Consider the following 24,287-nt stretch of genomic DNA (forward strand, 5'->3'; position numbering starts at 1 on the left):
TATAAATATAACAGAACATTCTTTCTTTTTTTAAAATGAATGGATTCATAAAATTTTATCTGCTTTACTATTTTATTTTCATAAGCGAAATACGTTATTCCGCTTGTCTTTGACTCTATTTTTTACTGTAATTTTGCTTTTTCTCTTTATTCCCTTAAATCGATCGCCCTAAGCTATTTCATTCTATAGAACTCAAAATCTACGGAAAATTCGTTAAGGTCCCTTAAATGGCGAAATAGTGTTATAATAGAAGAACAATGAGTTATATTAGGAGGAATTACATGGCTACTGCACGCGAAATGAGTCTCGTCAACAAGGATTTTCTGGTTGAAGAATTAGGGCTGAAACAACAAGGCAACTCAACAATTTTTATGAACGAAGATTGTTTTGTGCTATCTCCATCGGTTCAGCGATATGAAAAAGGATTTGACGTCAGTGAGTTCAATTTGGCAAAGTTCGATCCAGAACGCCAACAAGGCTTTTTGCTCGTACGGTACATGGATACCTTTTTAATGGCGAAACTGGAAAGCTTCACTAAGAAAATGATGCTTCCTGAACTTCAAATTAAAAAGAAAAATACAAAACCCCATTGGAAATTCACAGTTGCTGAAAATCCTGCTTATCATATTGTGAATACACAAAACAAAGAACTGCGTTACCGTCTACAAGAACCAACAAAAAAACAAGTTCTTTCCTTTTTCAAGAAATTATAAAATCTTCCCGCTGCCTATGCACGCGGGCTTTTTTACGAAAAATTTTTTTGCTCTTTAGTTTGCTCTACTAACAAGCTATTTTCCATTTCACTTTTGAAACAAAAGTCATTAGCGATTGGACGTGATGTATGTATTCGCAACGATATACTATAAAAGACCGCTCTTTTTGGAAAATCATCTTTAGTCTTCTTTTAGCTTCTTTATTTATTTTTGCTAATATGTATGCTGTTCAGCCTCTACTGCCGGTTTTTGCAGATGAATTTCAAGTTTCTGTTTCTACGGCTAGCTTGTCTTTGTCATTAACGATTTTCGGGCTGATTCTTGGCTTAATCATTCTTGGTTTTTTTTCTGACCGAAACGGCAGAAAGTTCTATATTACTTACGCTTTACTCGGTTCAGCCATTCCTTTTTTTGTTATTCCTTTAGCGGATTCGTTTGCTGTGTTGTTAATTCTTCGCTTTATTCAAGGTTTTGCGATGGCTGGTGTACCTGCAGCCGCACTGGCTTATATAATTGAAGAAATCGACCGAAAAAACATTGCTTACGCTACCGCTCTCTACATCTCTAGTAATGCGCTTGGCGGCATGATTGGACGTTTTTTAACCGGCTTTTTAACAGATACGTTTTCATGGCAATTCTCCTTTTATGTATTTGCTCTATCGGGACTCATCATATTTTTAGCGGTTCTTTTCTTATTGCCACCGTCAAAAAACTTTCAGTCGAGCCAATTGAGTTTCACAAAAGATATTGAAGGATTTTTATTTCATTTGAAGAACCCTGCACTTCTTGTTGTTTTCGGATTAGGTGCCGTGTTGCAAATTTCTTTTACCGGGGTTTGGACCTATTTACCTTTTCATCTTGAGGCTCCACCTTACTCTATGTCTTTAAAGGCTATTTCGTATTTATTCTTTGCATATGGCATTGGTGTTATTGGCAGTCCGCTAGCTGGTCGTGCTGCTGAAAAATTCGGCTTCCGTAAAATTCGCTTGATTGGTGTCTTTATTCTTTCGGCTGGGATTTTTATGACATTGAGTTCTGCACTTTGGCTTATCGTTATCGGACTTTGTTTAACGTGTCTAGGCTTTTTTACCGCACATTCTTTAACTGCTTCTTCAGTTGGACAACAAGCTACTCATCATAAAGGCAGTGCTTCTAGTTTATATTTGGTATCCTACTATCTCGGTGTCGCTATTGGCAGCTCGCTGTTAAGTCCATTATGGCTCTCAGCTGGTTGGACGGGATTGATTTTTTTTACATCGGTATTGCCACTTTTTTACGTATTTGTGCTTACGATCTACAAAAAAAAGTAGGCTCTCCCATGAGGTGAGCTTGCTTTTTTTGCTTTTATTTTAGAAACGCTACTGAAGCGAACCTTTCACTCACTGCATTTTTCATTTCAAGATTCGACGCACATATATCCAAATCGAGTGACAGGTTAATCTGCGTAACCAAGACAAAGATACGGAATACCAAAAAAAGGATCTATTTCTATTCATGTAAAGAGCTCAGAACCAGTTGTTCCGGACTTTTGTAGCATATTGGTATTTTACTTTTCTTTATTCTTTAAAACTTCTCCCATTAGATTTTGCTTGCTTCTACTATTGAATTGCCGTAATCACCTTTTTTATAAAAAGAATCATTTTCATTTCTGTTAAGTGAGAGAGTAAAATCCTTATAACGGAAGAAATAAGCCATAGCCAAAATATACCGTCAAGAGTGAAAGAAGTGCAAAAACCACATACTCAGAAGTTCCGCCTGTAGTAGCTGTTACAGGGAAACGGACAGTCCATTTAAATGGAAAAAAGAATTTGACACCTCTTTTAGTAGCCATATCTAATACGATATGACTGGCCATTCCTACCAAGACCCCTGCTGAAATAGCCTCAACTGATATAAAAGCATCCATTATAAAGGAAATTAGTACAAGAAAAAGTAAACTATGCGTAAACGTTCGATGGCCAAAAAGACCATTAATCACTTTCGATAACATTGGCAACGTCCGACCTATTTTGCTTCCGCCATGGCAAATGTCTGGAATAATGGCACCTATGATACTTGCTCCCACCAAAATAACAGGTTCATAATTTGTGACTTGTGCGAAAGCAAGACTTGCTGTGATACCGCCTATGATGTGTGTTTTGCCTGTCATGCTGTCTCTCCTTTACTGCGCTTTGATCAACTCACTTTTATTATACTCGTATTCGTGTATGCTGAAGATAAGGAAATTGGCAATCAATAGTGAACTCTATGTGTTTATGAGTTCACACTCGCAATGAAGATTTCAAAATCATACATAGAAGGAGACGTTTTTATGGGAATTCATCGCTTTTTCACTTCACTAAATGATTTGGAACGAATTATCCGTGCACCTGGAATGTTCAAATTTGAAGAACATAATGTTGCAGCACACTCGTGGAAAGTAAGCCAGTATGCTATGTTTTTCGCAACGATTGAAGAACGTGCTGGCCAAGAAGTAGATTGGAAGTCTTTGTATGAAAAAACTATAAATCATGACTTTGCAGAAGTTTTTATTGGAGACATAAAAACACCTGTCAAATATGCTTCTCCAGAGCTTAAAGAAATGATCGCAAAAGTAGAAGAAGGCATGATGGAGAAATTTATTTTGCGTGAAATTCCTTCAGAATTTCAAGCTGTTTTTTTCGAGCGCATGAAAGAAGGAAAAGACTCAACTATCGAAGGACGTTTGCTGGAAATGGCGGACAAACTAGACCAATTTTATGAAGCCTTTGCTGAGTTAAAGCGTGGCAATACTGACAAAGAATTTATCGTCATGTACCGCATTGCGTTAACCAAATTATTAAATCTTCCTTTAGATGCAAGTGTCAATTATTTTAGAAATACGATGCTTAAAGATGTCATTAATGAAGAAACAGCGATTGATGTAAAAGAGATCACACGTCAAATCATTGCTGATCATTGAGCTTTGCTCTATATTTCGCATGTGTGTTGTGGTAAATTTAACAATAACCATTAACTTCGGAGGTGAATCCCTTAAAAAGGGAATTTATTGGACCCCATACTTATATTAAATTTAGCGTTGCTCGTCTTATTAATCGCGTTAACAGCCGTTTTTGTCGGCTCAGAATTTGCCGTCGTTAAAGTCCGGATGTCGCGCATCGATCAATTAATTGATGAAGGAAATAAAAAAGCGGTGCTGGTAAAGAAAATCACGAGTGATCTTGATTACTACTTGTCTGCATGTCAGCTAGGCATTACCGTTACAGCTCTTGGTTTGGGCTGGTTAGGAAAACCTACTGTAGAGCGTCTTTTTTATCCTTTGTTTGAATTACTCGATGTTCCTTCTTCTGCTTCTACAGTCATTTCATTTGTTTTAGCTTTCTCGTTAGTGACTTTTTTACATGTGGTGATAGGAGAAATGGCACCAAAATCTTTAGCGCTTCAATTTGCTGAAGCAATGACACTGTTCTTGTCGCCTTTTTTGTATGGGTTCGGCAAAATTATGTATCCATTCATTTTCATCCTAAACGGTTCTGCTCGTATTTTGTTGCGAATTTTTGGCATAGAACCTGGCAAAGAAGATCAAGCCCATTCAGAAGAAGAGCTAAAAATTATTATGGCACAAAGTTTTCAAAGCGGTGAAATAAATCAAACAGAGTTGTCCTACATGCAAAACATTTTTGCCTTTGATGAACGCAGTGTGAAAGACGTCATGATTCCACGAACTCAAATGATTTCTTTTGCCCATGATTTATCGAATGAAGAACTTCTTTCCCAAATACGCGATCATCGCTTTACGCGCTATCCCATTGCAAAAGATGGAGATAAAGATGACTTGATCGGCTTTATTAATGCGAAAGAAATACTGACGCATTATGCTATTAATGGTCAATTTGATATGTTAGAACTTGTACATGATCTTCCCTATTTTCATGAAACGACACCTCTTAAAAGCGCCTTAGTAAGGATGCAAAAAGATCATACGCATATCGCGTTAGTAATCGATGAATACGGGGGAACTTCAGGATTAATCACAATGGAAGATATATTAGAAGAAATTGTTGGAGAAATTCGCGATGAGTTTGACGAAGATGAAGATGAAGAAATTATTAAAGAAAGCGAGACGCGCTACCTGTTAAACGGCCGTGTCTTGTTAAAAGATTTGGAAGAACGATTTGGTTTTGAATTTGATGATAGTGAAGATATTGATACAATTGCCGGATGGATTCAGCATCAGCTTATCGAAGCTGAAACGGGTGATCTTTTTGTAAAAGAAGGTTGCGAATGGTCAATTGTCGAAATGGAAAATCATCACATCTTGAAAGTGGCTTGTAATGTCTTGCCAAAATCACCTTAAAAAGAATGTCCGAGACTTGGACATTCTTTTTTTCGAGCAAAATTTTGACAAGATTTTTAACAATCTTGCTTCTCTTATAATTTTAGGATTAGTTCATTGTGAAACAGGGCATATACAACTATACAACGTAATTAATTTTATAAAATGGAGGTTGTTATATGAGTAAAGCTATGGGGTTCGTCAAAGAACTTGGTGGTGAATTTAAAAAAGATAAAGCGACAACTTTAGCAGCAGCACAAGCTTATTATTACTTACTAGCTATTGTTCCTTTGTTAATTTTGCTGTTGTCTATTTTGCCTTATCTTCAAATTGATCCAGATCGGGCGGTAAAGTTCATTGGTGACATTCTACCAGGAGAAGTAGCCAAAACATTTCAAGATACAATTGTCAGTGTTGTCACCACACCATCAGGTGGTTTGTTGACTTTTGGTATATTGGGTACACTTTGGTCTGCTTCTAACGCGTTATCTGCTTTTATTAACGTCACAAACCAAGCTTACGGAATTGAAGAAACACGTTCGTTTATTAAATTAAAAGGAACAGCTATTGTGTTAACGCTAGCTATGCTCGTCGCTGTGATTGTTGCATTAGTTTTGCCGATTTTTGGTGGAACAATTATTGATTTTGCGAAATCATTCTTCAATCTTCCTGAGCAAACAGAAATTATTTTCCAAATTTTACGATGGGTTGTTTCGATTGCTGTTATGAGCATAGTATTAGCCTTTATGTATAAATTTGCTCCAGATAAAAGTTTCCCATTCAAGCAAGTATTAATAGGAGCGATTACTGCAACGATTCTTTGGCAAGCCGTTTCGTTTGGCTTCTCAATTTACGTTTCGAACTTTGGGAGCTACTCTTCTACTTACGGAAGTCTTGGAGGTCTTATTGTATTAATGCTTTGGTTCTTCTTAACCGGTATAATTTTGGTTATCGGTGCTGAAATAAATGCCATTTTGCATCGACGCCGACTAGCAGCTTCACCTGAAGCCTTAGCAAAAGGTGAAGAATCAATCGAAAATACCGAATCCTCTATGAACAAATACTAAAAAAACCCCTTTTCACATAATTGTGAAAAGGGGTTTTTAGAACATAAATACTTATCTGGATTTAAACTCCGGGACGATGCTCCAAGAAATTCCGGTACATAAAGCCTTCGACTTCTGTTTCTGAATATTGTTTTTGCAAAGCATTGATCAAGTTTGGAAACTCCGACGCGTTAGTAAGGTCTGTCACATATGACGAAATGCCATCAAAATCTGAACCTATCCCAATGTTGCGAATTCCACCAAGCGAGCAAAAATGATCAACATGACGGATCAAATCTGAGATCGTCGCTGGTTCACTGTTGTTAGTAATAAATTGTGGACAAAACACTACATCAATCATGCCTCTATTTTTGAACATTGCTTGAATTTGCTCATCGTTTAAATTACGTGGATGATCGCAAAGTACTCGAGCGTTGGAATGACTAGCAATCGGGTATTTCGACAGCTCCATCACGTCCCAAAATCCGTTTAAAGACAAATGAGAAACATCTGTGAAAACATGGTATTCGTTATTAAGTTGAACTACTTCTTTTCCGAGTTTGGTTAAGCCTGCGCCCCTCGGATCTCCTACGCCATCCGCACAAAGGTTTGCGTTGTTCCACGTCAAACCAATTGATAAAACTCCTAAACGATACAAATGACGGAGTTTGGTTAAGTCATTGCCAAATGCATCCGCACCCTCTAGGGTGAGCACCGCCCCAATTTCATCTCCTTGCAAAGCGTCTATGTCTTTCCAGTTTTTGATATGTTTTATTAACGGGTTTTTACCTAAAATCTCACTATAAAACAAATCGACTTGTTCTAACGCATGTTGCCATTTTTCATCAGATGGAAATTCGGGATGAATAAAAATAGCGAAAAACTGTACTTTCACACCTCCAGCTTGAAGTCGTTCAAAATTAGTGTCGAGCTCTGTTGAATGTCGAAAATCTAAAAGCTCTCCACCGAATAAGGTATTTCGTTTAGCCACCTGCAATTTCAATAAGGCATCACAATGTGTATCAAAAATTTTCATTTACCCGTCTCCTTTTCTCGACACGCTTTGATAAATCCAGCGAAAATCCCCTTTGATGCTGCATCTTCTGCTATTGCCATATTTTCTGGATGCCATTGTACACCTAGCACGAAAGATTGTTGCCTACATTCTACCGCTTCTACAATCCCGTCACTTGAAATGCCGCTAATGATGAGCGGAGCTGGCACAAGCCGATTCGCTTGGTGATGGCGACTGTTTACTTTTATACGGGTTGAATTTGTCAAACGTTGCAATAGAGATCCTTCTGTTATGTCAACAAAGTGAGACGCATGAAAACGTGGCGCTTTTTGCTGATGTTGCAGTAAACTTCCTGAGGCTTGTGTCGGAATATCTTGATACATATCGCCACCAACCGCAATATTCAAAATTTGTGCACCTCGACAAACTCCTAAAATTGGTTTGTTTAAAGTCATTACTTTTTTAGCTAACGCTAATTCAAATGCATCACGAGAAGGAATGATTACACCTAAGTTCGGATGCGGTTCTTCATTAAACAAAGTCGGATCGACATCATAGCCTCCTGCTAAGAACAAACCATCAATTCGTTCGGCAATTCCAGCTATATCTTCTTCCGCTAAATGAGGTAGCATAATAGGCAAGCCACCTGCTGCTAAAATTGCTTGTGTATCGGCAAGTTCAATGCCATAATTGTCTCGCCCTAACTCTAGAGATGCGGTAATACCAATAACTGGTTTCATTTATGTATGCCTCCCAAAGTTAAAAACTGAATAAATTAAACATACAGATTTTTCGGATGAAATACTAGTATATCTAACAACTTCATAAAAAAAGAGCTGACTCCTTTTGTTTCTTATAAAAAATCAAAGAAAATCAGTAACACTTTTAAAGTGCTACTGATTTTCCTCTATGTTCTATAAGTACTTCAACTTTAAGCTATCGAAATTTTAGCCACCAGGTTGAATTTCTGTCGTATAAATTAATTCACTGTCTACAAAAATACGGCATTTCATTCTTAAGCAACAAGCACCGACGGATACTTTAACATCTTTAAATTCACCGTCTTTGTTTTTTACTTTCCCAAATAGACGAGAAGTAAAATGAAGACCTATTTGTTCATCTTGCAAAACGCCATCCACAAATAGTTTTTCATTCGTCCATGTGTTTACAACACGAATTGTGTGCTCACCATATTTCACCATCCAAACGTCTTTCATCATACTAGCCCCCTACTCAAACTTTTGTTCATAGTATAACAGAAAGTAACAAAACAACTACTGTGACAAAAAACCAAGACTCTATAAAGCTTTAAATATGTTAACAAACTATTGCTGTTACTAATTCCTTTTCGACTAAAGCTCTGACTTCTTTTCTGTTAAGCGCCGAAATCGGTAACTAAACAACTGCCATCCTTTCTAAAACAGCAGTACGTTGGGGCATACCACCCTGCGCGCCGAACTTTTCAACTGATAATGATGCAGCCGCATTTGCAAAACGCACAGCCCATTCAAATTCTTGTCCCTCTACTAAAGCTGTTGCGAATGCTCCATTAAACGTATCACCTGCTCCCGTTGTATCTACTACTTTGGCGGGAAAGCCTTTTACTGTCACATGCTTTTCGCCGTCATAAAACTGAGCACCCTTTTGTCCAAGTGTGATGACAAGTCGATTTGGGTATTTTTCTAACGCAGCTTCCCAATTTTTCCCGAACATTTCTTCTGCTTCAGTTTCATTGGGTGTTAAGTATGTACAAAAAGGCAACATCTCCACTCTAAACTCACTTGCAGGAGCTGGATTTAAAATGCTTGGCACCTTATTTTGATGACAAATTTCCAGAGTTCGTTGCACTACAGCAATCGGCATCTCTAATTGCATCACGACCAACTCACTGGTTACTAATTGGTCAGCCAATGCATCTATTTCCTCTGCTGTAACTTGGTGATTGGCTCCTGGTACGACAATGATGCGATTATCGCCTTCTGACAATAAAATATTGGCAATGCCACTCATGCCATCTGTTCGTTTAATCTGTCGAGTCGATACACTTTCGTTCTTTAGAGCTGCCAACAGTTCTGTTCCGAATGCATCTTGTCCAACTGCGCCAATTATCTGTACATCACTTCCAAGTCTTGCAGCCGCAACCGCTTGATTGGCTCCTTTACCACCTGGAACTGTCTTATATAAATTACCTAGCGTTGTTTCACCTTGCTTTGGAAAATGATCTGTTTGAACAACCAAATCCATATTAATGCTGCCAACGACTGTTATCATTTTGATGCACTCCTTATTATTCCACGAATGATTAGATTCACAGATGACTGGTAACGCTTGCTCAACATTTTTTTATAAATCAGCAAATTTGATAGCAAGGCATTTGCATCATGCGGTACACCTAGCTAGTTCGATGTAATAAGCTTCACTGACGTACGCTCTCACATTTAAGAATCTCAGAATTGCCCCTACTGAAACTCCCACTTTTTTTACACTCTTCTTTACAGAAGTCATACAAAATAACTCCATTTTTCTTTCTACATGTAATCGGTTACAGACACTGTATATGGCAGTGAAGTTCTTGTCAATGCGAATATTTTTTGTTTATTAGATAGATAACCCTCAAATTCGAAATGCACATTCTTCATATAAAAAACCCCCGCAAAATTACGAGGATTCATATTGCTAAACATTTATTTTTTCCGTGCGCAAATCTCTTTTTTTCTCTGTCTCAGCTACATATACTGCGCATGCAGCATCACCTGAAATATTAATAGCCGTTCGAGTCATATCCAATAAGCGATCAATCCCGATAACTAATCCAATACCAGCCGGCGGAAGTCCGACACTGCCTAATACCATCGCAAGCATGATCAAGCCGACACCTGGTACACCGGCAGTTCCAATACTCGCAAGTACGGCTGTCAGCACTACTGTTAGTAAATCCATCGTTGATAATTCAATACCATATGCTTGGGCGATAAACATCGTTGCAACCCCTTGCATAATCGCGGTCCCATCCATATTAATCGTCGCTCCTAGTGGTTGAACAAACGAACTGACTGATTTGGAGACACCCAGTTTTTCTTGTGCCACTTCCATTGAAATCGGCAGCGTTGCGGTACTGCTTGATGTACTAAAGCCGACACTCATCGCAGGAGCAAAATTTTTAAAAAACCAAACCGGGCTTTTTTTAGCTAAAAACTTAATCGTTCCTCCATATGTAAAAATCGCATGAATGAAAAGAGCAGCTACGATTACGAGCATGTATGAGCCCATGGCTTTCATAGCTGATAAGCCTTGAGACCCTACAGCTGTTGCGATCAAACCAAATGTACCATACGGAGCAAACTTCATCACAATACCAACTAAATACATCATGACATCATTTCCTTGTTCAATTAACCTGACAAGTCCTTCTGTTTTCTCTCCCAGTGCAGTCAGTGCCAATCCAATAAACACAGCAAAGAATATAATTTGCAACATATTGCCTTCGCCTAAAGCTGCAATCGGATTGATTGGAATCATATTTAACAAGGTATCGCCAACAGATGGTGCTTTTTCTGCTTCAAATTCTGCACTCGAGAGATCAAAATCACCCGCAAGTCCAGGTTGAATAACTGCTGCTAAAGATAAGCCGATTACTATTGCAATAGTCGTTGTTGCCAAAAAATAAGCAACTGTTTTAATTCCGATTCGTCCTAATTTAGCAGGATCACCAAGACCTGCTGTTCCAAGAATAATCGAAAATAATACTAGTGGAACAACGAGCATATTTATCAAACTTAAAAATACTTGGCCAAGTGGCACAAATAAATAGCTATTTAATGCATCAAAATACCCGGGTATAAAGAGGTTTATCAGTAATCCAGCTATCGCCCCCAAAACAAGTCCGGATAGTACTTTTACGGTTAATCCAGGTTTTTTCATTTATTTCCCTCTTTTGTTTTTAGACGTAAAAACCATTTTAACGGAAAGTATGTCATTTCCACAACTTTTAACCCATTATCAGAATCCATAATTTTTACTTTTATAACTATTATTTTAAAATACAAAAAACCTGTATAAATGAGGGTGCATTTACACAGGTTTTTCTTAACAACATGCCGTATGCATCTTGTTTTTTTCGATTAAACTATAACTCGCTACTTCGAATCCTTTTTGATAAAGCAACCGTGCAGCTAGATTTTTTTCAACTTGATTTTCAGCAATCAAGTGAATTGGTTTTTTAGGTATTTCTTCATACCCTCTACTAAAATAAGAGATCGGCAGGTTAAAGGCATCGGCAACCGACTCTTTGTCGGATACATTATAAGCCCGCACATCGAGCAATGCATAGGAGCTGCCATCAATTTCTTCAAGTCGAGCCTGTTCAACTCCATAAGCTGGAATATGTCGTTTATATGCGCTATAGGCAACCATTAAAATTGGCACCCCGATCAGCATTGCACTTGCAATCATGTCATTTCTCCTTTTACACCATAAATCAGCTTATGGCATTGTACATAGTGAAGTTAAATCGATAACTCTTTTTTCCATTTTGCGTAACCACCTGATAAGTTCACCGAATCATTAAAGCCGTTCGCTTTTAAAATACTTGTCGCAATAGCCGAACGTGCTCCTGACTGACATTGGACAATAAGTGTCTTATCTGTTGGAATTTCATCTAACCGTTTTTTCAACGTACCAATCATAATATGATTTGCTCCTTCAATATGACCTTCATCGTACTCAGTTTGGTTTCGTACATCCAGTACATTGGCTTCCCCAGCATCTATTCGTTTTTTCGCTTCTTCAGCAGATATACTTTGATACGAATCTAGTTCTTCTGTTTCTTCAATTAGCTTCGACACATCACTATAGCCAATCTCACCATCAACGCCGATTGAATGCAAAACATTCACAACTTGGTCTAAAGACTCGGGATCTACTAGCAAATAAAGTGGCTTTTGATAATCTACAATCCATCCAGCCCAGTTAGCAAATGATTTGTTGAACGGAATATTGAGAGTGCCTGGAATATATCCATTTCCAAAAGAAGCAGAAGCGCGTAAATCAACAACTTGCTCTCCATTTGCAATTGATTTTTTCAGCTCATCTACCGATTTAATCTCTTGTGGTTGTGGCAAATCTTTTACTAACTCGACACCTGTTTTATTCACTGATTTCATCACAGCAAAATAAGCAGGTGGTTCTGGCTGTCCATCTAATAATTCTTTTTGGAATGCTTCAAGTTCATCGTATTGCAAGGCCCAGTTAAACATCTTTTCATACCCTACCGTAGTAGAAGGTACGGCGCCAAGTGCTTTACCACATGCACTCCCTGCACCATGTGCTGGCCATACTTGAAGGTAATCTGGTAATTGTTTAAAGCGTTCGAGTGATTTGAACATGTCTTTCGCTCCTGCTTTAGAAGTCCCTTCAACACCTGCTGCTTTTTCAAGCAAGTCTGGACGCCCTACATCTCCAACAAAAACAAAATCTCCCGTGAACATCCCCATTGCTTTATCTGCTGAACCGCCACGGTCCGTTAATAAGAAGGAAATACTTTCAGGGGTGTGCCCTGGGGTGTGCATTACTTCAAACACTAAATTCCCGATTTTAAACTGATCACCATCTTTTACTAACTGATGATGTAACTGATCAATATTTTGATATTTCCAGTCTGCGTCACCTTCGTCAGAAAGATACAGTTTAGCACCGAAACGATTTTCAAGTTCGCGTGAACCTGAAACAAAGTCAGCGTGAATATGTGTTTCAAGTGCTCCGACAATATTCAAGTTTTCTTTTGCTGCAAGTTCTTCGTAAGCAGTAATGTTGCGCATTGGATCTACTACTACAGCTTCTCCTGTTACTTGGCATCCTACTACATAAGAAGCGTGCGCTAAATTTTCATCATAGAAATATCTTAATAACATATAATCAGTCCCTTTCGCTCATTTACTTAAGATCAATATACCACCGGGGGTATATAATGTAAAACATTTTGCTTAGATGTATTATTTGTAAACTCTTTTCTTTTGTTTACACAAAAGCCCGGACTTAAACTTGAAAACAATGGGTTTAAGTCCGGGCTTTTAGTTTTTATCCGTGAAAAAATTTGGCAAGTCACTCGCTTTCATCGAAAAATCGGCAGACCTTTTATCAATAAATGATTGAATGCCTTCATTCGCATCCGCGTTTTGTCCAGCCCAATATAAAAATTTAGATTCTATTAAATGGGATGCAATAGGGTGACTTTGCCCCATCATTTTCCATAGTAATTGACGTGTAAAACTATTTGAAGTTGCTGCCGTATTCTCTACAATATCTCGGGCAATTTCAATGGCTTTCGCAAGCGGGTCTTCCGATTCGTATTGCATCAACCCCGTCTCCACAGATTCTGCAGTCGGTATGTATCGACCCGTCAAAGTCCATTCAAGCGCTTTACCAATCCCTACAAGTTTCGGTAAAAACCATCCTGAAGCCGCTTCAGGTCCGATACCTCGACGACCAAATACAAAGCCGATTTTCGTATCTTTTTTTACAATCCGAATATCCATTGGCAATGTCATCGTCATTCCAATTCCTACAGCTGGTCCATTAATCGCTGCAATAATCGGTTTATTAACTTCGTACACTTGAAGGCTTACTTGACCGCCAAGATCTCTGTAGTCTTCTGAAGATTGTTCTGACGAAAAAGTTGAACCGCCTTCAGACAAATCCATCCCTGCACAAAAAGCTCGTCCACTACCAGTTACTATAATGACGCGTACATCGTCGTTGAAATTGACATTTTTATAAAAATGCAACAACTCATCGTTCATTTTTTCTGTATAGGCATTCATGTGATCAGGACGGTTTAAGGTCAACGTTAAAATTCCATTTTGCAGCTCTGTTTTAATTGTTTCGTACAAGCCGTTTCACTCCTTCCTCATATTCAGTAAGCAGTTGGTCGACTATTTCCTTCGTCGTCTGCCGCTTGGTGATGGTTGTGACACCTTGACCCGCTGACCAAATGTCTCGCCACGCTTTTGCATTTACTAAATGAGACAAGTCAATATCCTCTTTGGGTTTCAACGACTTCGGGTCGATTCCTTGTTTCACTAAACTCGGAATTAATAGATTAGCTGGTACTCCACTAAACGAACTGGTGTACAGAATATCTTCAACAGACGAGTCAATAACCATTTGTTTGTAGTCATCCGGTGTATTACTTTCTTCTGCTACTAAAAAACGGGTGCCCATATAAGCATAATCTGCTCCCATTAGTTTAGCTGCAGCAATGTCTGCACCTGTAGACAATGTTCCTGCTAAAATAATCGTTTTATCATAAAACTCTTTAACCGCCGCAATAAAGGCAAACGGATTAATCGTCCCACCGTGACCACCAGCTCCAGCGCAAACGAGAATCAGCCCATCCACTCCAGTCGCCGCTGCTTTTTTAGCGTGCTTTACATTAGCAACATCCGAATAGACCATCCCCCATAAGCATGAACTACTTCAATAACATCTGCCGGTGAACCAAGTGAGGTAATTACAATTGGTGGCTCGTATTGACGAATCAATTCGAAGTCCTCTTCGTAGCGCTTATTAGAACCGCGATGACAAATGAAGTTTACGGCCCATGGCTTGTCGCCAAGTGTTTCTTTAATCTCTTTTAGCCAGGCTGCACAAGTTTCTGCTGGTCGTGCATTGAGTAAAGGAAAACTTCCAATTACACCCGCAGTTGATGCTTCGATTACCATGGCTGGAGTTGACACTAAAAACATAGGCGACACAATGACAGGCAGCTTAAGCATGTTCAATCACCACCGCAATTCCTTGACCTCCTCCAATACACAAACTTGCCACACCGTATTTACCTCCACGACGTTTCAATTCATACGCAAGAGATAATAAAATACGCGCACCACTTGCGCCGACTGGATGACCTAGTGCAATTGCGCCGCCGTTGACGTTTACTTTCTCTCGATCTAATCCAAGTTCTTTTTCTACTGCCAAATATTGCGCCGCGAATGCTTCATTAACCTCAAACAAATCAATATCAGCAACAGTCAACTCTGCACGTTTTAATGCTTGTTTAATCGCTGGCACCGGTCCAATACCCATAATGGTTGGGTCTACGCCGACGACACCCCACGAGACAATACGCGCCATTGGTTTTAAATTGTGTTTGCTTACGGCCGCTTCGCTTGCTACAACGAGTGAAGCCGCTCCGTCATTTATACCTGAAGCGTTTCCAGCTGTTACCGTTCCTTCTTTTTTAAATGAAGGACGAAGTTTGGCTAGAGCTTCTTCATTTGCGTCTGGTTTTATATGTTCATCTTTGTCGACAACTAACACACCTTTACGCGTTGTCACATTCATTGCTACAATTTCTTCTGCAAATCTCCCAGATTCGACTGCTTGTGTAGCTCGTTGATTGGATTGCACAGAAAAGGCATCTTGCTCTTCACGCGAAATATTGTATTGCTCTGCCAGTTTTTCGGCAGTCATGCCCATCCCACTTCCTGTATATTGGTCCGTCAACGTCGCCGTTAACATATCTTCAAATTGCAAATTGCCCATTTTAGATTTGCTAAAGCGCTGATCAAAATTGGCATACGGAGACATTGACATGTTCTCAGTACCTCCAGCCAATACCAATTCCGCTTCACCTAGTAAGATGTGTTGTGCTGCTGTCACAACAGCTTGTGCACCTGATCCACATAACCGATTTAACGTGAGCGCTGGAACTTCTTTTGGCACACCTGCTTTTAATCCAATATGACGGGCTAAGTAAGCGCTATTCACGCTAGATTGAATAACATTTCCGTAAAAAACATGGTTGATGTCTTCTGCTTTTACATTTGAGCGTTTTAACGCCTCAACTGCTGTAGCTGCTCCAAGTTCAGTCGCATCGGTTGTCGCAAGCGATCCGCCAAAGCCGCCAAAAGCCGTTCTGGCTCCGTCTATTAAGTAAACATTATTCATAATGTCGTTTCCCCTTTGCTATCGTCATTCATTTATTCAAACTACCCTTCAATTGCTCACTCAACTCTAGCCGACCAACGTCTCGAATATGCACTTGATCGGGACCATCAACTAAACGTAATGCGCGAGCATTGGCGTAATGTGCAGCTAATGGGAAATCTTCTGTTAAGCCGGCTCCGCCGAACACTTGAATGGCACGGTCAATAACATTTTGTGCAACACGAGGAACCGCAACTTTAATCATGGCTATTTCTTTGCGAGCTGATTTTGCACCTTCTATATCTATTTTATGAGTTGCATGTAGCGTAAGAAGGCGCGCTTGTTCGATTTCAATTCGACTTTCGGCAATGATTTCTTTGATGACATCTTTCTCTGCCAAACTTGAACCGAATGCCTCTCTACTATCAGCTCTTTTACACAATAGCTCTAGCGCTCGCTCAGCAGCTCCGATTGCACGCATGCAATGATGTATCCGTCCCGGTCCCAAACGTCCTTGAGCGATTTCAAAGCCACGTCCTTCGCCAAGTAAAATGTTCGATGCTGGCACACGCACATTATTATAATGAACTTCGGCATGTCCTTGTGGTGCATCATCATAGCCAAATACAGTTAATGGGCGAATAATTTCTATACCTGGTGTATCAAAAGGCACTAAAATCATTGACTGTTGCTGATCTTTCGCAGCATTTGGATCTGTTTTCCCCATGACAATTGCAATTTTACAGCGCGGATCCATGGCTCCGGTCGTCCACCATTTTTTCGCATTGACGACGTATTCGTCACCGTCACGGACGATGCTACTTTGAATATTCGTTGCATCTGAAGAAGCCACAGCGGGCTCTGTCATCGAAAAACAAGAACGAATTTTTCCATCTAGTAACGGCTCAAGCCATTGTTTTTTTTGTTCTTCTGTCCCGTATTTAACGAATACTTCCATGTTCCCAGTGTCCGGTGCATTACAATTAAATAACTCCGGTGCAATCAAGGATCGTCCCATAATTTCACATAGATGCGAATAGTCATAATTAGATAAACCAGCTCCATATTCCGGATGGTCTAAAAATAAATTCCATAAGCCTTGCTTTTTTGCCTTTTCCTTCAATTCATTTATAATGGGCGGAATCGTCCAACGATTTTCTGCATCTTTGAGGTATTTTTCTACTGTGGCTTCATTTGGATAAACATAGTCATCCATGAATGATAATAGTTTCTCTCGTAAAGTTTCAGCCTTTGGTGATAATTCCTTAAGCATTTACCTTCCCCCAATGTCCCTATGTATTTTCAAACTACAATTAATACTTTGTTTTACTAATTAAAAACTTCACTCTACCACTTTCAATAGTCAGAATAGTCGTGCTACTTATTCAAAATTAGTATAGTTGTTCTATTTTTCAATTACAAGCTATGGAGCCTAAAACTAGAATTTTTCCCCATAAAAAAAGATGCTCTGAATTTCTCAGAGCATCTTTCTTTATTATTCTTCTAAATCTACGTTGTGATAAACCTGTTGGACATCTTCTAGATCTTCAAGAGCATCAATCATTTTCTCAAATTGCTCTTGCGCATCTTCAGGCAATGGCAGTTCATTTTGAGCAAGCATCGTTAATTCAGCTACTGTAAACTCTGTAATGCCGGCATTTTTAAAGGCTTCTTGAACTAAATGAAATTGATCAGGTTCTGCATAGACAATAACTCCGTCTTCTTCTTCCATAATGTCACGCAAGTCAATGTCCGCTTCCATCATTAACTCAAGAACTTCGTCAGCTGTTTTGCCTTCAATACCAAATACCGCTGTGTGATCGAACATATAAGCAACCGAACCACTGACGCCCATATTGCCTCCGTTTTTGCCAAAAGCAGCACGGACGTCTGAAGCCGTGCGGTTCACATTATTCGTTAACGTATCTACGATAACCATCGAGCCGTTTGGTCCAAATCCTTCATAGCGTAATTCGTCAAAGCTTTCTTCCGATCCGCCTTTAGCTTTGTCCACTGCTCGGTCGATGATTGCTCTCGGGATGCTATACGTTTTTGCTCGTTCCAACACTACTTTTAAAGCTTGGTTCGATTCTGGATCTGGTTCACCTTGTTTGGCTGCTACATATATTTCTCGTCCGAATTTCGCGTAAATTCGGCTTGTGTTGGCATCTTTAGATGCCTTTTTTTCTTTAATATTATTCCATTTGCGTCCCATTCAATTTCCTTCTCTCTATAATGTCTTACACTAGATAATAGTCACTATCTACTATTATAGTACAAATCATTTAAATGTAACGTATTTTGCAGTTAAAAAAAGCAGTTTTTATCCATTTAAAGGATAATTCCTTTCAATTTGAAGTGAGATTGTAGAGTCGCTTTAGTTTAATTAATAAGGAGCTTGTTCAGAGACATCGGGATGATTGATTTCAACTTCTTTAAATGACTCTTGCTGAAATTTTTTAGTAATGGTTCACTGTTTGGCATTTAAATTATCAATGGCAAGAAGTCAAACGCTGTTTCAGCTTCTTGCCTTTACCGCACTGAGAACTCTTTCATTTTCAGTGACAGTTCATTGAACCTCTATATTTCAAGATGTGTTTCCAGTACACTTGAGTTTAGTAAAGAGAGTATCAGGAGGAGCTTACATCGATGATTAAAGCGATTTTTTTTGATTTGGATGATACATTGTTATGGGACAAGAAAAGTGTAAAAAAAGCGTTTCAAGAAACATGCCGTTTAGCCGAAGAATTAACAGGTGAATCTTGTGCCAATTTAGAAGAAGCAGTAAGAGCTGCAGCAACCGAACTGTATTCAGGTTACGATACACATGACTTTACAAAAATGATTGGCATTAATCCTTTTGAAGGACTATGGGGAACTTTTGACGATACAGGACCAGATTTTCAAAAGATGAAAACACTTGTCCCAATTTATCGTCAAGACGCATGGGCGCTTGGCTTGGCAAAAATCGGTATTGAAAATAGCACCGATATCGGTAGTCAACTAGCTGATTACTTTCCAGAAGCGCGAAAAAGAAATCCTGTACTATATGAAGAAAGCTTAGACGTACTAGCAGATTTGAAAGAGCATTATCAGTTGCTTTTATTGACTAATGGTTCGCCAAGCTTACAGCAACTCAAACTGGAAATCACACCTGAAATCGCTCCTTATTTCGATCACATCATCGTGTCTGGTGCATTTGGCAAAGGAAAACCAGACCCTGACATTTTCTATCACGCTTTATCTAAATTCGACTTTACCACCGACGAAGTATTGATGGTCGGAGATAATTTAATGACCGATATTATCGGTGCCGGAAAAGTAGGTATCCGCTCTGTTTGGATCAACCGTGAACAAAAAGCTCCGCATGAAACCATCATTCCGACATATGAAATCCAGCATTTAGAAGAATTGCTTCAACTGCTAGAACAACTTTAATGGAAAAGAGTCTATTCCATGAGTTTCTTAATAAAAATGGTAGAGAATGTTTTTGATTTTTCTCTATCATTTTTTGCTTTCTATACAATTGAAGAATAGGCTGATTGAAATGGAGGCGGCGACTCCAGCGGAAACAGTGCGAGCCGGAGCTACTGGACTGAGCAGAGCGAGGGAAGCAGCAGAGGCCGTACCCGCGGAAAGCGTCCGCCGCAATGGAAATTAGACATCCTTTCCTGGAATACCAAAAGGGCTATCACCAAAAGTTATCTTTTGGGACAGCCCTTCTGTTTGTTATAAGTTGATAGGTGTGACTCCTTGAATTTCCTCTAAGTTCCCTAGTTGTTCTAAACTACTTGTTTCTGCAGGTTTATCAATAGACAACATCATAATCGCATCTCCGCCCACAATAGAACGCCCTACTTGCATCGTTGCAATATTGACATTTTCTTGCCCAAGCAAAGTTCCAACACGTCCGATGACACCCGGTCGATCATTGTGGCGAACATACAAAAGATGTCCCTCTGGCACAACATCCACTAAATAATCATCTACTTTAACAATACGTGCTCCTTGTCCATTTAATAAGGTCCCAGCTGCTTTTCTAATACCTTCTGCTGTTTTTATTTCCACAGTGATTAAGTTCGTAAACCCTTTCGATTCTGTAGTCTTTTGTTCGGTAACAACAATGCCTTTTTGATTTGCTAAATATAAAGCATTTACATTATTAACTTGTTTTCCAAGATGACGTTTTAACATGCCTTTTAACATATTGCGCGTTAAAGGTCTTACATCCATGTTGGCTAACTCACCAGCGTAACGAACGGTAACTTCTTCTGCAGTGGCATCTATTAAATCGGTTAGAAAAGTACCAAGTCGCTCTGACAAATCAAAATAAGGCTCGATTTTCTTCATAATTTCTTTTGGCACAGATGGAAGATTCACTGAATTGCGTACAGTTCCAGTCGTAAAGTAGCTGACTACGTCCATACTAACATCGACTGCTACGCTTTCTTGTGCTTCAAACGTGCTGGCACCTAAATGAGGTGTTGCGATAACCTCAGGTAAATCCAATAAGCGAAAATCAACCATCGGCTCTTGTTCAAAAACATCAAGTGCGGCTCCAGCAACTTTTCCTGATTTCACAGCGTCGTACAACGCGTTTTCATCGATAATTCCACCACGTGCACAATTAACAATTTGCACACCATCTTTCATGATTTCAAATGCTTGTTTGTTAATCAAATGCTTGGTTTCTTTTAGCAGTGGCGTATGAACCGTGACAAAGTCGGCTACTTTTAAGACATCTTCTACAGAACCAAAATCGACTCCTAGCTTTTCCGCTCTTTCGGCCGTTAAAAAAGGATCATAGGCAATGACGTTCATTCGCTGTCCTTTTGCGCGCGCTGCTACTTCTTGACCGATTCTTCCAAATCCCACAACTCCAAGCGTTTTGTTTTTTAATTCAACGCCTACGAAAGATTTTCGGTCCCATTGCTGATTGCGCAGTGCATGAAATGCTTGAGGAATTTTACGAGCCATTGACATAATCATTGCCATTGTATGCTCAGCCGCTGAGTTGGTATTGCCATCTGGTGCATTGACTACGATAATGCCATATTCCGTTGCTGCTTCTAAATCAATATTATCAACACCAACTCCTGCACGCCCAATAATTTTTAAATTAGACGCTTTCTCGATTAATTCGCGTGTCACTTGCGTTTGACTTCTAACGATTAAAGCGTCGAATCCATCGATCCGATCTGCTAATTGCTCCGGCGTTAAATTGGTTTCCATAACAATGTTTACACCGTTTGCCTGACGTAAAGGATAAATTCCATCTTCACTAAGTGGATCACTAATAAGAATATGAAAAGTCATTTCGTTTTCTCTCCTTCTGTCAAATAAACGTGCTGTGCAGCCGCAACGCCTTTACCTAATTCGATTTTTTTCCCTACTTTTACTAAGCCAATTTCAATTGCTGCAATTGCTTGCAGCATGTCTGCTGGAGAACAATAACCCATATGGCCAATACGGAAAATCTTTTTCGCTAAAGGTCCTTGACCCCCTGCTACTTCCAAAGCAAATTCTTCTTTCATGACTTTACGGAATTTTTCAGCATCAAAGTCAGTCGGCTTTGCAGCTGTGACGGTTGGTGATGCATCTTTGTCAAGAGTCAGCAAAGGTATATCTAATGCGCCAAATGCTGCACGAGTCATATCTTTCATCAGCCGGTGTCTTTTATATACTTGGTCCAGTCCTTCTTCTTCTAACAATTGAAGTACTTGTTGTAAACCAAACATAATTGATAAAGCTGGAGTAAAAGGTGTTGTATCTATTAATAGATTATCGCGATGCTTTTTAAGATCCAAATAGAATCTAGGCTGAGGATTGGCTTCGATTTTCTTCCATGCCCGTTCGCTGGCTGCGATAAATGATAGTCCTGCTGGAAGCATAAAAGCTTTTTGTGAACCCGTTACCACAACGTCAATTCCCCAGTTGTCCATCTCGGTTTCTGTTCCCGCTACACAAGAAACACCATCCACGACTATAAGAGCAGTTGAGACTTCTTTTACAGCCGCCGCCAACTCTTTAATGGGATTTAACACACCCGTAGATGTCTCACAAAACGTTGAAAACACAACTGTGATTTCAGGATGCTCCAAAAGAAATTTTTTAACCGCTTCTGGGTCTACAGCTAACCCCCACTCGACTTCGAAAATATGAGTTTGAATGCTATATGACTGACAAATCTTCGAAAACCGCTCTCCAAATGCGCCTGTTACAAGAACCAGTACTTCTTCACCTGGTTCAACCGTATTTACTACAGCTGCTTCAAGTCCTGCTGTTCCACTACCAGTCAAAATGATGACTTCTTGCGTCGTTCCAAAAACGCGCTTTAGTCTTGGTCGGATATCTCGAATCATGTCAGATGTACTTTGTCCACGGTGTCCAATCATTGGTTGCGCCATCGCGCGTTGCACGCTTGGTGGGATTGGCGTTGGTCCTGGGATCCGTAAAATTTGTTTGTCTGTCAGCATAATAATGTCATTCTCCTCTCGATTCTCCTGAGTTTGCAAGTAGTATCTGTTTGCCTTGAAGAAAAAAAAGACTCTTCTCCCCCTACATAAAGATGCAAGGGGCGAAGAGTCTTCTATTCGCGGTACCACCCTAATTCACTGTCGAAAACCGCCAGTCTCATTGGTTCACATGCGTAACGAGCACGAAGCGAATGGATTTACTGAGTTGTTCAATCCACCTATTCAGAAGTGCTACTAAATGCCGAAACCACTGATTCTCACCATCCATCAGTTCTCTTAGGATTTTCTAGCACAAAGCCTATCTCCATCAACATAGTTCACCTGTATTTAGAATTGACTCCATCATATACAGGCTAAAATTCATTGTCAATATATATTAAATAGTTAGTTTTCTTTGAAACCGTTCTCATTTTCCACAAACCTAGACGCCTCTAAGTACTTAAAAACAAAAAAATAATTACATAATTTGATGAAATACATTAAGAGATCAGAAAAACAGATTCCAGCACTTTACCGAGTCTATTTAATTCCGTCCGTTCTATTAAAGAGAAAAATACTTGATTTTTATTCACTAGTTTTATTTTCGGAAACTTATGACTGGGTTTTTTCTTATAGCAATTTAATAAGAACGTGGCATCTTTAATATATTCTGTCCTAGATAAGCTAGAATCATATTATTGCTAACGGGTGCCACTTGATACATACGCGTTTCTCTAAATTTCCGCTCTACGTCATACTCGTCAACAAATCCATAACCACCGAATGTATCTAGGCAGACGTTTGCTGCTTGCCAGCTGGCTTCACTGGACAAGAATTTTGCCAAATTGGCTTGCTCGCCAAATTTTTCGTTATTATCAAACCTTCTGGCTGCTTCATAACGCATTAAATCGGCAGCTTTAATTGCTGCATAAGCGCGTGCAATCGGAAATTGAATGCCTTGGTTTTCACCAATTTTTCGGTTAAAGACTTCTCGTTCATTTGCGTAACTAGTAGCTTTATCGATAAAGAAGTATCCATCTCCTATTGCTTCTGCTGCTAATAAGGTTCGTTCTGCATTCATACCATCTAATACATATCGAAATCCACTACCTTCTTCACCTATCAAACATGCTGCTGGAATTTCCATATTTTTATACCATACTTGGTTTGTAGCATAGTTGAACATAGCACGAACCGGCTCTACTTTTAGAGATTCAGGTTGTTGTTCGCGAATGATTCGAAGATCAACTAAAAACAAACTAAGTCCTTCAGTGCGCTTTTCTCCCACATCTTCGATTGGTGTCGTACGAGCAAGCAACATGACTAAATCAGATTGTAGTAAACGACTGGTCCAATTTTTATGACCATTAACGATATAACCGTTTGCTGTTTTTTCAGCAAACGTTTCAATTGCAGTTGTATTGGAGCCTGCTTTTTCTTCTGTTACAGAAAAAGCCTGGAACCTTATTGATCCATCTGCAATGCCAGGTAAATACTGTTGCTTTTGTTTTTCACTACCGTGTTTTAGTAATGCACCCATCGTATACATTTGAGCATGACAACCCGCAGCATGACCACCAGACCGATTAATTTCTTCTAAAATAATTGTAGCTTCTGTCATACCGTAGCCTTTACCACCGTATTTCTCAGGAATTAATGCTGAAAGATACCCGCTTTTTGTTAGTGCATCTACAAACTCGTAAGGATACTCACGTTCTAAATCTAATTGTCTCCAATACGAATTTGGAAATTCTGAACATAGTTCTCTGACATTTTGACGCAATTGCTCTCTTTCTGTTTGTGTTAATGTCGGCATTA

At 39.4% G+C, this 24,287-nt stretch carries 23 protein-coding genes and 1 other annotated feature; of the genes, 6 read left to right on the forward strand and 17 right to left on the reverse strand.

Annotated features, from left to right (window positions below):
• Positions 1 to 281: 281 nt before the first annotated feature.
• Together I858_RS14115 and I858_RS14120 are read left to right on the forward strand one after the other, a co-directional pair.
• Positions 282 to 713 carry a hypothetical protein gene (locus I858_RS14115; protein ID WP_049693070.1) on the forward strand — a complete coding sequence of 144 codons (432 nt, stop codon included), beginning with the start codon at positions 282 to 284 and terminating at the stop codon, positions 711 to 713.
• Positions 714 to 841: 128 nt separating this feature from the next.
• Complete coding sequence (locus tag I858_RS14120; protein WP_049693071.1) at positions 842 to 2,023, forward strand: MFS transporter; 1,182 nt, start codon at positions 842 to 844, stop codon at positions 2,021 to 2,023.
• 362 nt (positions 2,024 to 2,385) lie between these two features.
• On the opposite strand, the gene I858_RS14125 is transcribed toward I858_RS14120, so the two are convergent.
• Entirely contained in the window at positions 2,386 to 2,862 is a 477-nt protein-coding gene (locus I858_RS14125; protein WP_049693072.1) for a metal-dependent hydrolase, read from the reverse strand.
• A gap of 162 nt (positions 2,863 to 3,024) precedes the next feature.
• Here I858_RS14125 and I858_RS14130 point away from each other — a divergent pair, with 162 nt between their 5' ends.
• The 3 genes from I858_RS14130 (at position 3,025) to I858_RS14145 (ending at position 6,095) form a co-directional block, all read left to right on the forward strand.
• Positions 3,025 to 3,654: a YfbR-like 5'-deoxynucleotidase gene (locus I858_RS14130; RefSeq protein WP_049693073.1), complete on the forward strand. Its 630-nt coding sequence runs from the start codon at positions 3,025 to 3,027 to the stop codon at positions 3,652 to 3,654.
• Positions 3,655 to 3,741: 87 nt separating this feature from the next.
• Entirely contained in the window at positions 3,742 to 5,049 is a 1,308-nt protein-coding gene (locus I858_RS14135) for a hemolysin family protein (RefSeq protein ID WP_049693074.1), read from the forward strand.
• Between the two features lie 158 nt (positions 5,050 to 5,207).
• On the forward strand, positions 5,208 to 6,095 hold the full coding sequence (locus I858_RS14145) for a YihY/virulence factor BrkB family protein (protein WP_049693076.1): 888 nt from the start codon (positions 5,208 to 5,210) through the stop codon (positions 6,093 to 6,095).
• 61 nt (positions 6,096 to 6,156) lie between these two features.
• On the opposite strand, the gene I858_RS14150 is transcribed toward I858_RS14145, so the two are convergent.
• The 13 genes from I858_RS14150 to I858_RS14205 form a co-directional block, all read right to left on the reverse strand.
• Complete coding sequence (locus I858_RS14150) at positions 6,157 to 7,110, reverse strand: dipeptidase (protein ID WP_049693077.1); 954 nt, start codon at positions 7,108 to 7,110, stop codon at positions 6,157 to 6,159.
• Positions 7,107 to 7,829, reverse strand: a complete 723-nt coding sequence (locus tag I858_RS14155) for a gamma-glutamyl-gamma-aminobutyrate hydrolase family protein (RefSeq protein ID WP_049693078.1) — start codon at positions 7,827 to 7,829, stop codon at positions 7,107 to 7,109. The genes I858_RS14150 and I858_RS14155 overlap by 4 nt, the downstream gene beginning before the upstream one ends.
• 207 nt (positions 7,830 to 8,036) lie before the next feature.
• On the reverse strand, positions 8,037 to 8,306 hold the full coding sequence (locus I858_RS14160; protein WP_049693079.1) for a hypothetical protein: 270 nt from the start codon (positions 8,304 to 8,306) through the stop codon (positions 8,037 to 8,039).
• A gap of 178 nt (positions 8,307 to 8,484) precedes the next feature.
• Positions 8,485 to 9,360, reverse strand: coding sequence for a ribokinase (rbsK, locus tag I858_RS14165; protein WP_049693080.1), 876 nt, complete (start codon positions 9,358 to 9,360; stop codon positions 8,485 to 8,487).
• 405 nt (positions 9,361 to 9,765) lie between these two features.
• Positions 9,766 to 11,010: a dicarboxylate/amino acid:cation symporter gene (locus I858_RS14170; RefSeq protein ID WP_049693081.1), complete on the reverse strand. Its 1,245-nt coding sequence runs from the start codon at positions 11,008 to 11,010 to the stop codon at positions 9,766 to 9,768.
• A 165-nt stretch (positions 11,011 to 11,175) separates the two neighbouring features.
• Complete coding sequence (locus I858_RS14175) at positions 11,176 to 11,541, reverse strand: rhodanese-like domain-containing protein (protein ID WP_049693082.1); 366 nt, start codon at positions 11,539 to 11,541, stop codon at positions 11,176 to 11,178.
• Between the two features lie 53 nt (positions 11,542 to 11,594).
• Positions 11,595 to 12,998 (reverse strand): MBL fold metallo-hydrolase, encoded by a 1,404-nt coding sequence (locus I858_RS14180; protein ID WP_049693083.1) that lies wholly within the window; start codon positions 12,996 to 12,998, stop codon positions 11,595 to 11,597.
• 159 nt (positions 12,999 to 13,157) lie between these two features.
• Positions 13,158 to 13,976 (reverse strand): enoyl-CoA hydratase-related protein, encoded by an 819-nt coding sequence (locus I858_RS14185; protein WP_049693084.1) that lies wholly within the window; start codon positions 13,974 to 13,976, stop codon positions 13,158 to 13,160.
• A complete protein-coding gene (locus I858_RS17630) occupies positions 13,960 to 14,541 on the reverse strand; it encodes an NAD(P)H-dependent flavin oxidoreductase (RefSeq protein ID WP_338046065.1) in 582 nt (193 codons plus the stop codon). The genes I858_RS14185 and I858_RS17630 overlap by 17 nt, the downstream gene beginning before the upstream one ends.
• Positions 14,514 to 14,861: an NAD(P)H-dependent flavin oxidoreductase gene (locus I858_RS17635; protein WP_338046066.1), complete on the reverse strand. Its 348-nt coding sequence runs from the start codon at positions 14,859 to 14,861 to the stop codon at positions 14,514 to 14,516. Before I858_RS17635 ends, I858_RS17630 begins: the two co-directional genes overlap by 28 nt.
• Positions 14,854 to 16,035, reverse strand: a complete 1,182-nt coding sequence (locus I858_RS14195; RefSeq protein ID WP_049693086.1) for an acetyl-CoA C-acetyltransferase — start codon at positions 16,033 to 16,035, stop codon at positions 14,854 to 14,856. Before I858_RS14195 ends, I858_RS17635 begins: the two co-directional genes overlap by 8 nt.
• A 28-nt stretch (positions 16,036 to 16,063) precedes the next feature.
• Entirely contained in the window at positions 16,064 to 17,287 is a 1,224-nt protein-coding gene (locus I858_RS14200; RefSeq protein WP_049693087.1) for an acyl-CoA dehydrogenase family protein, read from the reverse strand.
• Positions 17,288 to 17,509: 222 nt separating this feature from the next.
• The gene (locus I858_RS14205) at positions 17,510 to 18,229 is read right to left on the reverse strand and encodes a YebC/PmpR family DNA-binding transcriptional regulator (RefSeq protein ID WP_049693088.1); all 720 of its coding nucleotides are present in this window, start codon (positions 18,227 to 18,229) and stop codon (positions 17,510 to 17,512) included.
• A gap of 434 nt (positions 18,230 to 18,663) precedes the next feature.
• On the opposite strand from I858_RS14205, the gene I858_RS14210 reads away from it, so the two are divergent.
• The gene (locus I858_RS14210; RefSeq protein ID WP_049693089.1) at positions 18,664 to 19,452 is read left to right on the forward strand and encodes an HAD family hydrolase; all 789 of its coding nucleotides are present in this window, start codon (positions 18,664 to 18,666) and stop codon (positions 19,450 to 19,452) included.
• Positions 19,453 to 19,743: 291 nt separating this feature from the next.
• Here I858_RS14210 and serA read toward each other — a convergent pair whose 3' ends face one another.
• From serA to I858_RS14225, 3 genes are all read right to left on the reverse strand, one after another.
• On the reverse strand, positions 19,744 to 21,330 hold the full coding sequence (gene serA / locus I858_RS14215; RefSeq protein WP_049693090.1) for a phosphoglycerate dehydrogenase: 1,587 nt from the start codon (positions 21,328 to 21,330) through the stop codon (positions 19,744 to 19,746).
• Entirely contained in the window at positions 21,327 to 22,490 is a 1,164-nt protein-coding gene (locus tag I858_RS14220; protein ID WP_049693091.1) for a pyridoxal-phosphate-dependent aminotransferase family protein, read from the reverse strand. The genes serA and I858_RS14220 overlap by 4 nt, the downstream gene beginning before the upstream one ends.
• Positions 22,491 to 22,584: 94 nt before the next feature.
• Positions 22,585 to 22,810: a binding site (T-box leader), on the reverse strand.
• A gap of 299 nt (positions 22,811 to 23,109) precedes the next feature.
• Complete coding sequence (locus tag I858_RS14225; RefSeq protein ID WP_049693092.1) at positions 23,110 to 24,285, reverse strand: acyl-CoA dehydrogenase family protein; 1,176 nt, start codon at positions 24,283 to 24,285, stop codon at positions 23,110 to 23,112.
• Positions 24,286 to 24,287: the final 2 nt, after the last annotated feature.

Source organism: Planococcus versutus, assembly GCF_001186155.3.
GTDB classification, from domain to species: Bacteria; Bacillota; Bacilli; order Bacillales_A; family Planococcaceae; genus Planococcus; species Planococcus versutus.

Excerpts from the sequence above, each read along its gene's own strand:
- I858_RS14115 (WP_049693070.1), top strand. The coding sequence starts at position 282 with ATGGCTACTGCACGCGAAATGAGTCTCGTCAACAAGGATTTTCTGGTT.
- I858_RS14120 (WP_049693071.1), top strand. The coding sequence starts at position 842 with ATGTATTCGCAACGATATACTATAAAAGACCGCTCTTTTTGGAAAATC.
- I858_RS14125 (WP_049693072.1), bottom strand. The coding sequence starts at position 2,862 with ATGACAGGCAAAACACACATCATAGGCGGTATCACAGCAAGTCTTGCT.
- I858_RS14130 (WP_049693073.1), top strand. The coding sequence starts at position 3,025 with ATGGGAATTCATCGCTTTTTCACTTCACTAAATGATTTGGAACGAATT.
- I858_RS14145 (WP_049693076.1), top strand. The coding sequence starts at position 5,208 with ATGAGTAAAGCTATGGGGTTCGTCAAAGAACTTGGTGGTGAATTTAAA.
- I858_RS14150 (WP_049693077.1), bottom strand. The coding sequence starts at position 7,110 with ATGAAAATTTTTGATACACATTGTGATGCCTTATTGAAATTGCAGGTG.
- I858_RS14155 (WP_049693078.1), bottom strand. The coding sequence starts at position 7,829 with ATGAAACCAGTTATTGGTATTACCGCATCTCTAGAGTTAGGGCGAGAC.
- I858_RS14160 (WP_049693079.1), bottom strand. The coding sequence starts at position 8,306 with ATGAAAGACGTTTGGATGGTGAAATATGGTGAGCACACAATTCGTGTT.
- rbsK (WP_049693080.1), bottom strand. The coding sequence starts at position 9,360 with ATGATAACAGTCGTTGGCAGCATTAATATGGATTTGGTTGTTCAAACA.
- I858_RS14170 (WP_049693081.1), bottom strand. The coding sequence starts at position 11,010 with ATGAAAAAACCTGGATTAACCGTAAAAGTACTATCCGGACTTGTTTTG.
- I858_RS14175 (WP_049693082.1), bottom strand. The coding sequence starts at position 11,541 with ATGATTGCAAGTGCAATGCTGATCGGGGTGCCAATTTTAATGGTTGCC.
- I858_RS14180 (WP_049693083.1), bottom strand. The coding sequence starts at position 12,998 with ATGTTATTAAGATATTTCTATGATGAAAATTTAGCGCACGCTTCTTAT.
- I858_RS17630 (WP_338046065.1), bottom strand. The coding sequence starts at position 14,541 with ATGGTCTATTCGGATGTTGCTAATGTAAAGCACGCTAAAAAAGCAGCG.
- I858_RS17635 (WP_338046066.1), bottom strand. The coding sequence starts at position 14,861 with ATGCTTAAGCTGCCTGTCATTGTGTCGCCTATGTTTTTAGTGTCAACT.
- I858_RS14195 (WP_049693086.1), bottom strand. The coding sequence starts at position 16,035 with ATGAATAATGTTTACTTAATAGACGGAGCCAGAACGGCTTTTGGCGGC.
- I858_RS14200 (WP_049693087.1), bottom strand. The coding sequence starts at position 17,287 with ATGCTTAAGGAATTATCACCAAAGGCTGAAACTTTACGAGAGAAACTA.
- I858_RS14205 (WP_049693088.1), bottom strand. The coding sequence starts at position 18,229 with ATGGGACGCAAATGGAATAATATTAAAGAAAAAAAGGCATCTAAAGAT.
- I858_RS14210 (WP_049693089.1), top strand. The coding sequence starts at position 18,664 with ATGATTAAAGCGATTTTTTTTGATTTGGATGATACATTGTTATGGGAC.
- serA (WP_049693090.1), bottom strand. The coding sequence starts at position 21,330 with ATGACTTTTCATATTCTTATTAGTGATCCACTTAGTGAAGATGGAATT.
- I858_RS14220 (WP_049693091.1), bottom strand. The coding sequence starts at position 22,490 with ATGCTGACAGACAAACAAATTTTACGGATCCCAGGACCAACGCCAATC.
- I858_RS14225 (WP_049693092.1), bottom strand. The coding sequence starts at position 24,285 with ATGCCGACATTAACACAAACAGAAAGAGAGCAATTGCGTCAAAATGTC.